General features: G+C 46.9%; 4 protein-coding genes and 2 pseudogenes. 4 read left to right on the forward strand and 2 right to left on the reverse strand.

Annotation, left to right across the window (positions count from 1 at the left end):
• Positions 1-31: 31 nt before the first annotated feature.
• The 4 genes and pseudogenes from K5E40_RS25435 to K5E40_RS25450 form a co-directional block, all read left to right on the forward strand.
• Positions 32-428: pseudogene (locus K5E40_RS25435) on the forward strand (integrase); the annotation flags it as partial.
• Positions 429-543: 115 nt separating this feature from the next.
• The gene (locus K5E40_RS25440) at positions 544-1,986 is read left to right on the forward strand and encodes a caspase family protein (protein ID WP_221733180.1); all 1,443 of its coding nucleotides are present in this window, start codon (positions 544-546) and stop codon (positions 1,984-1,986) included.
• Positions 1,987-2,094: 108 nt separating this feature from the next.
• Positions 2,095-3,058 (forward strand): annotated as a pseudogene (locus K5E40_RS25445) (caspase domain-containing protein).
• Positions 3,058-3,549, forward strand: coding sequence for a toll/interleukin-1 receptor domain-containing protein (locus K5E40_RS25450; RefSeq protein WP_221733181.1), 492 nt, complete (start codon positions 3,058-3,060; stop codon positions 3,547-3,549). Before K5E40_RS25445 ends, K5E40_RS25450 begins: the two are co-directional and overlap by 1 nt.
• Positions 3,550-4,731: 1,182 nt before the next feature.
• Here K5E40_RS25450 and K5E40_RS25455 read toward each other — a convergent pair.
• Both K5E40_RS25455 and K5E40_RS35750 read right to left on the reverse strand, forming a co-directional pair.
• Complete coding sequence (locus K5E40_RS25455) at positions 4,732-5,841, reverse strand: hypothetical protein (protein ID WP_221733182.1); 1,110 nt, start codon at positions 5,839-5,841, stop codon at positions 4,732-4,734.
• Entirely contained in the window at positions 5,838-6,209 is a 372-nt protein-coding gene (locus K5E40_RS35750; RefSeq protein ID WP_221733183.1) for a DUF4365 domain-containing protein, read from the reverse strand. The genes K5E40_RS25455 and K5E40_RS35750 overlap by 4 nt, the downstream gene beginning before the upstream one ends.
• Between the last annotated feature and the right edge of the window lie 732 nt (positions 6,210-6,941).

Below are 6,941 nucleotides of genomic sequence, written 5' to 3' on the forward strand. Positions count from 1 at the left end.
GGGGAAAGGCTTTAACGAGAGGAGTTGGATCATGGCATTGGTCGACAGGCGAGATGGCGGCAATTTTAGCTATGGTCGACAACTGAGCTATGCCGGGCCGCAAGCGCTGAAAGGTCTATTTGGCGGCGGACATTACGGCACGGTCAAGACGTACAGTGACCGCTGGGAGGCGTTTGTACCCTGGTGTCGGTCGGAGGATGGGCCAGGCGCCAACGATGCGCGACAGATTGATCGGCAGACGTTGTTGGACTTCGCCGAGCATCTGCGCCAGCTAGTTGAACAAGGTGCTATCGGCATCCACTGCGCAAAACCGGTTATCCCGTGTGAGTCGGACTATGGCCACGCTTCACGGTGATCTGTATGTGAAAGTACCGAGCCCGGGTAAGACGCTGGGAATGCGGCGCAACAGTGTCCACTGCTCAGTGCCATAAGGTCAAAATCACGAACACGTGAAGCGGATGAGCTTATCAATTCGTTGTACACAATGATGTCAAAATAGTAGCATTTCGCAGAGCGGCTCCACCCAATCAAGGAAGAATCTGGATGAAACGGCGTTTGACGGCACTTGTAATTGGAATTTCAAACTACCCTAACGGTGGAGCTTTAGCTAACGCTACGCATGACGCCATCGATATGGCCTCAGCACTTGAAACTCTGGATTTTTCAGTAATATTAAAGACCGATTGCACAGCTGAAGATATAGATAGATCCATACAAAACTTTAAGGATAATCTTAATAGTAATGATGTAGGGCTATTTTATTTTGCAGGTCACGGCATTCAGATAAAAGGCGAAAACTACCTAATTACTACCGATACAAGCTTCTCGGATGAAATTTCAGTAAAACACACATCGTTTGCTTTGAATCGGCTTATAGAAGTTATGGATGACTGTTCAAATCCAACAAATTTTATAATTTTGGATGCATGTCGCAACAACCCTTTTGTGCGAGCTTGGAATCGTGGGCCTGAATTGTCTGGGCTGGCCTCGGTATATACTCCGAAAGGAACGCTGATCGCATTTGCCACGTCGCCAGGCGAAGTGGCGGCAGACGGTCCAAATCGTAATGGGAGTTACACCGAGGCGCTCCTTAAGCACATCAACACCCTAGATATTTCCGTTGAAGATCTTTTCAAACGAGTTCGAAATACGCTAAGCGTCACCACGACCAACAAACAGACATCATGGGAGCACACTTCCCTTTCTGGTGATTTTTTCTTTAACATTAGCGCTGGGCGACGACTTACAATCTATAGCGCAGCAGCTATCGCGGACTCAACGTTCACTCCTCAGGCTGGAACATTAATTGCCGAATGTATTCGCGACTTAAAATCCAGGAATTGGTATACTCAAAATCCTGCCATTGCCAAGCTCACTAAGGAAAGGCTTGAATCATCGGATATAAACACGCTGTTCGTTTTGGGCAGAAACATCTATCAAGCCGCATGTGGCTCGGCGAACGACGCAATCAATTACATAGTTGATTTTAATAACAAAACTTCGGAACTTTCCCAGGAAAACAGAAAAGCCATATTGGACGGGATGCTATTTGAAGTGTTTTTCAATTCAAAAGGTGAGATCAGAGAAGCATTTAAGACATCAAAGTTCGATCAGCTTTTTGAGTTGCGAAAAATTGAGTCTCTTGCCTCTAGCTTTGAGCTTATATCAGACGTGCTAATTACGTACCAAAATCGATTTTATGTCATACCTGGAAAGCCCAGACAGATCAGCATCGACATTAAATCGAAGCAGCTCGACTCAGGCGAACAACTGATCACTGGGATTTTTTTCGAAGGCACCAACATCATTAATCTCACTTTCAACAAAAGCTACGAAGATATTACTGCTCACCCAATCAGATACGACAACCTAGTAAAAATGATTACCACGCAGATGATGATCCCAAAGTCACAGCTAACCATTACTAGCGACTTTGATGAAGCATCCAATATCTTAATACCATTTGGCACTAATCTCGCAAAATAAACTTTCTTCTAAGAGAAGCTGCTTCTAGGTTTGTAAAGCGACCTTTAATAAGCTATCGATAGCTTAGGTTACTTTAGATTCCATTTGTACGCACAAGGAGGGCGAGCTATGCGTAAAGGCCTGTTTGTCGGAATAAATAACTACAGCCATGTTTCCAAACTCAGCGGCTGTAACAACGATGCCATGGCGATGGCTTCTGTACTGGAGCGTCATTCCAGTGGGCGACCAAACTTCAGCAATAAAATTTTGACCTCGGCTGAAGAAGACGTGAGTCTGACGTTACTCAAAGACAATATTCGTAGTCTATTTTCTGGAAAATGCGATGTCGCGTTATTGTATTTCGCCGGGCATGGTCAATTTGATACGGATATTGATGAGGGGATGCTTATACCGCAGGACTACAAAATAGGAGGTGACGGTCTACGAGTCAGCGACATTTTGAATGTGGGCACATGATGCCACGCAGATTGAAAACAAAATAATCATACTGGACTGTTGCGAGGCCGGTGGTGCAGGAGATAGTCGCGCTCTAAGGGGCGGAGCTAGCATGTTGAGCGAAGGAATCACTATCCTCACAGCCTGCAAAAAAACAGAGCCTGCGCTGGAGAAAAACAGCCATGGCGTATTCACCGGCCTACTTCTGCAGGCGTTACACGGGGGAGCTGCTAACGTTCTCGGCAAGGTCACACCTGGTAGCGTCTACTCGTTTGTCGACAATGCACTTGGAGCTTGGGAACAGCGGCCCGTCTTCAAAACCAACGTATCGCAATTTATTGCGTTGCGAGAAGTCGCACCTCTAATTTCCGAGGAAATACTGCGCAAACTACCCGACTGGTTTCCCGATGCAAGCTTTGAGTTTCCCTTAGACCCTAGTTACGAACCTACTGAAACCGCAGTGTTCGACTCTGACAAAGGCGACGTCTTCGCTCAGTTGCAAAAGTGTAATCGCCACAGCTTGATAGAGCCAGTGAGCGCTGAGCACATGTATTACGCCGCAATCAACTCCACCGGCTGTCGTCTTACTGCCCTAGGAGCCTATTACCGAGAACTTGCAATCAAAGGACATTTCTGATGCCTGTATTTATCAGCTACCGCCACACCGACCGTGACCAAGCCATAGAAATAAATAGTCGACTGAAAAAAGCAAACATCAATACCTACTTAGACGTATTGGATGCTGAATCTCAATCCACCGAAGACATCACAGCTGTTATTACCCGTAACATCACCCAATGCACACATTTGCTCGCCGTCGTTTCGGAGAGAACCGCACTGTCGTGGTGGGTGCCATTTGAAATTGGTGAGGCTACAATCAGCAATCGACGAATCTGCTCCTTCAAAACTGGAGGAACTGAGCTTCCCGAGTACCTTGAAAAGTGGCCAAAAATGACCAAGGCCACAGATATCGACTTATTCATCGAATCCTATAAAAGCGAACTCAACTCCGAACGCTCGATAAGCCTTGAATCGATCACGGGCAGCGAATCACTCCATAAAACAAACAAGAGCAACGCTGACAAATTTCACTCGGAACTCAAGACGAAGATTCGTCGAGGGTATTAAAAAAAGCGAATATTTTAATAGCGACAAGGCCAGGATGATCCCGGCCTTGTTGTTTTTGTTATTTGGTTCGCCCACCCTGCGAGGTTAATTGTACCGCCGAAATAACGAGCAAGATCAGGTTTCGAACGTCGAACCGCTGCAGCCAGCGTGAAACGAATCAGACCTCCCAAAAAGTCTTTCGCTAATGACCGGCAATAAGTTTTACCACCTACTCAGCGTAGAACTCATCTGTAATGAATAGTTAGCCCGTTACCACAGTAATTTGTCCACGATTCGTGGTATTCCGGTCGTCCCACGCGTAGAGTCTAGTGCCAGAAAATCCCACAGATTTGGATTATGGTTGTTACTTCGCCAAATCTCATAAATATGCTGATTAATACCTATAGCCGCAACGAATCTTGCAGAGTCCCAATTTGCTCGCCCGGCTCCCCGCGGGCTCGGATTTGGTATGCCAAGAAGCAAAGTGCCATTCCATTGGTCCCACGTACGCAAACCGAGTGGAGGTAAATATGTAGCTCGGGATATGTGAAAGTACGAGAGCCCGGAGTGTCTCCCATCAATCATAGGGGCCAAATCTGGAAACAAGCAATGTAATGTCTTGCTCGCTGCAACAAAGCCGCCACTCAAGGTCACTGAGCCCGGCGCGGCCAATACGTTAAAGAGGTCCTGCAACTCCACTGATAAAGTAGAATGTGTCGAGGAGTTGATAATGGTGCAAGGCGATGTTGGCAGTGGAAGTGAGATATTTTGTATCCAGTTTAGGATCCCAGCAGGAAGTCCATTTAGAACCCCATGTAGCACTGGAAGAGTGACGAGAATCGAACGTTGTGCGCTCATGCCAAAGGCGGTCAGTAGATTATGAATTTCCGCAGCGGCGCTCCCATTTTTAATCCAGTTTGCGAGGTTTCCATGGGTAGCAATCCCTTGTGTTCTGCCAACTATAAAGTTTCCATATGTAATATTATAGTTAGCAGTACGTGAGTTCGGTGTGTTGTACGCCGCGATCATCGCTGGAAGCATCGCCGGCAGCGCCGCCAATTGCGTATTCACTGGTACAGGCATCTATCTCACCAAATAAAATATTTTTAAATGTAATGATTAATTATAAATAGATTACCAGAGGCATAACATATAACGGCTTGCGGCTAAATTTTTGAAGTCAGCACAGCCTCAGCTTAACCGCTATGCAGTAAAATCCGCTACATTCGTAATGCGAATCTGAGTTTTCAATCGCATTCCGTTACCGCGAATGGTCACCGATCGCTTGGTACGGTGGGCATCTACAGCACGTTGATACTGTTCATTAGTCAATATCGCAGACATAAAAGTTTGTTCTCCCTGGAAGTCTGTGACTACCCGAATATAGTTCCTATTACCTTCAGGATCGCGCGAGCGAAGCTCGACTATGGAGCCAGTCACCGTTATATTATCTTCCCCCCGGAAGTGCTTCTTGATAAAGGCGACATAGTCCTTTAACCGTGTAATCTTATCTTCGGTGATACAACCGGTAGAAGAGGTCCGTATAGAAGCTCCTGTTTCTAAAGAAAACTCAATGGTATCCATACCAGGCCCTAAAATCATCTTCGATAAGGCTTCCAACAGTTCCACATCAAATAGTGAAATGGCATCCGCCAGTGACTCTTCGGTGTATAAGGACTCTGTATCGTTGAGTACTCGAGCATTCAGGAATTCAATAGCCGAAAATAATGACGAACAAACTTTATTCGAGTCAATCGCCTCGTGCCCGAATAAATCTGCCTGCCGGAGCGTTGTTCGCGGCACCTCGATGCTAGCAATGAAACTACCGACTTTAGTTTTAAGCAAAAGACATTCGTTTGCGAAAGTATTGGCTGTTACTCGATTAGAGTTATTATCCCCACCCAGCTTAAATTTGGCGCCTTCATATAACCCTGCTCCCATATGATTCAAAAACTCCCCAAACGCCAAAAGCGGCATCGCACCCCACCGAGTAGACGAATCCACGAATCGTGTTGAGATACGAGCAGGACTTGAATCTGCATTTGAAGCGGCGCTCTCAACCATTTCGCCGAAGCGGCTGTAACCATACAAATCCAGTAGAGAGTCAGCAGCTGCATGCAAAAGAGTATCAACACCAGGCTTGGATGAGTCATCGGGTAGCGCGATGGAATACTTCCCCTCGATCCCAAGGGCAGCCGGTGGATAAAAAAAACGAAGTCCCTTGGCTTGGCGCCCTTCTACCCATCCTGAGGCGGTGAGAAAAGTCTGGAGCTTTTCGGCGAGGATAGACAGGTCTTCAGATCTATGACTCATACCTCTATCCCCAGCTGTTCGTAGCAAGATCGGACGAAACCGAGCCCAAGACGATTGGCCTTCGGAATCGAAATCCTAATTTGGTGCGTGTTCTCGGTCTCAGTAACCCCCTCATCTGGTAGGTACCAGTATGCGCTTCCAGCAACAGACAATTGGAACTCGTCTATAGCTATACAGTCCGGTGGGGCTGAATCGAGCACTACGAGGATTAGGTGCATAGGCAAAAACTGAGGTCGTCGGGCGACGAGATCATTGTAGGTCTTGGATTCGAGATCAAACCTGATCTGATCGCCATCGTCCGTGACTCCAGCAGATGTAGTTGCCTTGAGCTGAAAATCTAGCTTGTAGGGGGAGTCAAGATAACGCATCCCCCCTGGGGAGTGCGCCGCACTGTAACAGGGCAGACAACCATGTCTACTCCATGGTCAAGCGGGGGCTCCGTAACCTTAAATCCGTGCCCGTTAGCGAGGATTCGAAGAAATTCCTTCGAGATCGCTTCCTTGATCTGAGCCTCCGTCATATCCCCGCCGTACCAAATTTTTTGACAGCATAACGTATGAAAATGCTGAACGTTAGTCATGAACGGCATAAGGCCATCATCACTCCAAGTAACGTTCGACACTGGAGCAAGCGTAGCGACACTTCCTTCATTAGCGAGGAAGGCGGGTTACACAGCGATTTGGCCATCTCGGGGCAGAAGAACACGCCCCCCTTCATGGGAAGCCGGTGGAGCCTCGGACGCCATAGAAGTTAGAAAACTTGATTTACATAGTCGACGTTGAACGACTTGCGTACAAATTGCACAAATGTCCCGAAAGTTGCTGAATCCGGATTCGATTCCACTGAATGCCATAACTAGCTGATTTATTTATAGTTACTAGTTGGGGTACGCCGAATTTTCCAGCGAACTCCAGACACCCAGAAAACCTAGGGAAGGTCTGAAGTAAGACCTTCTTTTTCCAGCAAATCGGGCGTCAGGCTGTAAAAAAGAGAGCACTTCGCTGAAACTCTAGAAATATCGACTTTTTTCGATGAATAAGCCTGTTTTAAGCACTTATTAATCCTTAATTTCCATACTGCGGACGCACCTGTCCTATAGG

Origin of the sequence: Pseudomonas baetica (assembly GCF_019733355.1) — a bacterium.
GTDB classification, from domain to species: domain Bacteria; phylum Pseudomonadota; class Gammaproteobacteria; order Pseudomonadales; family Pseudomonadaceae; genus Aquipseudomonas; species Aquipseudomonas baetica_A.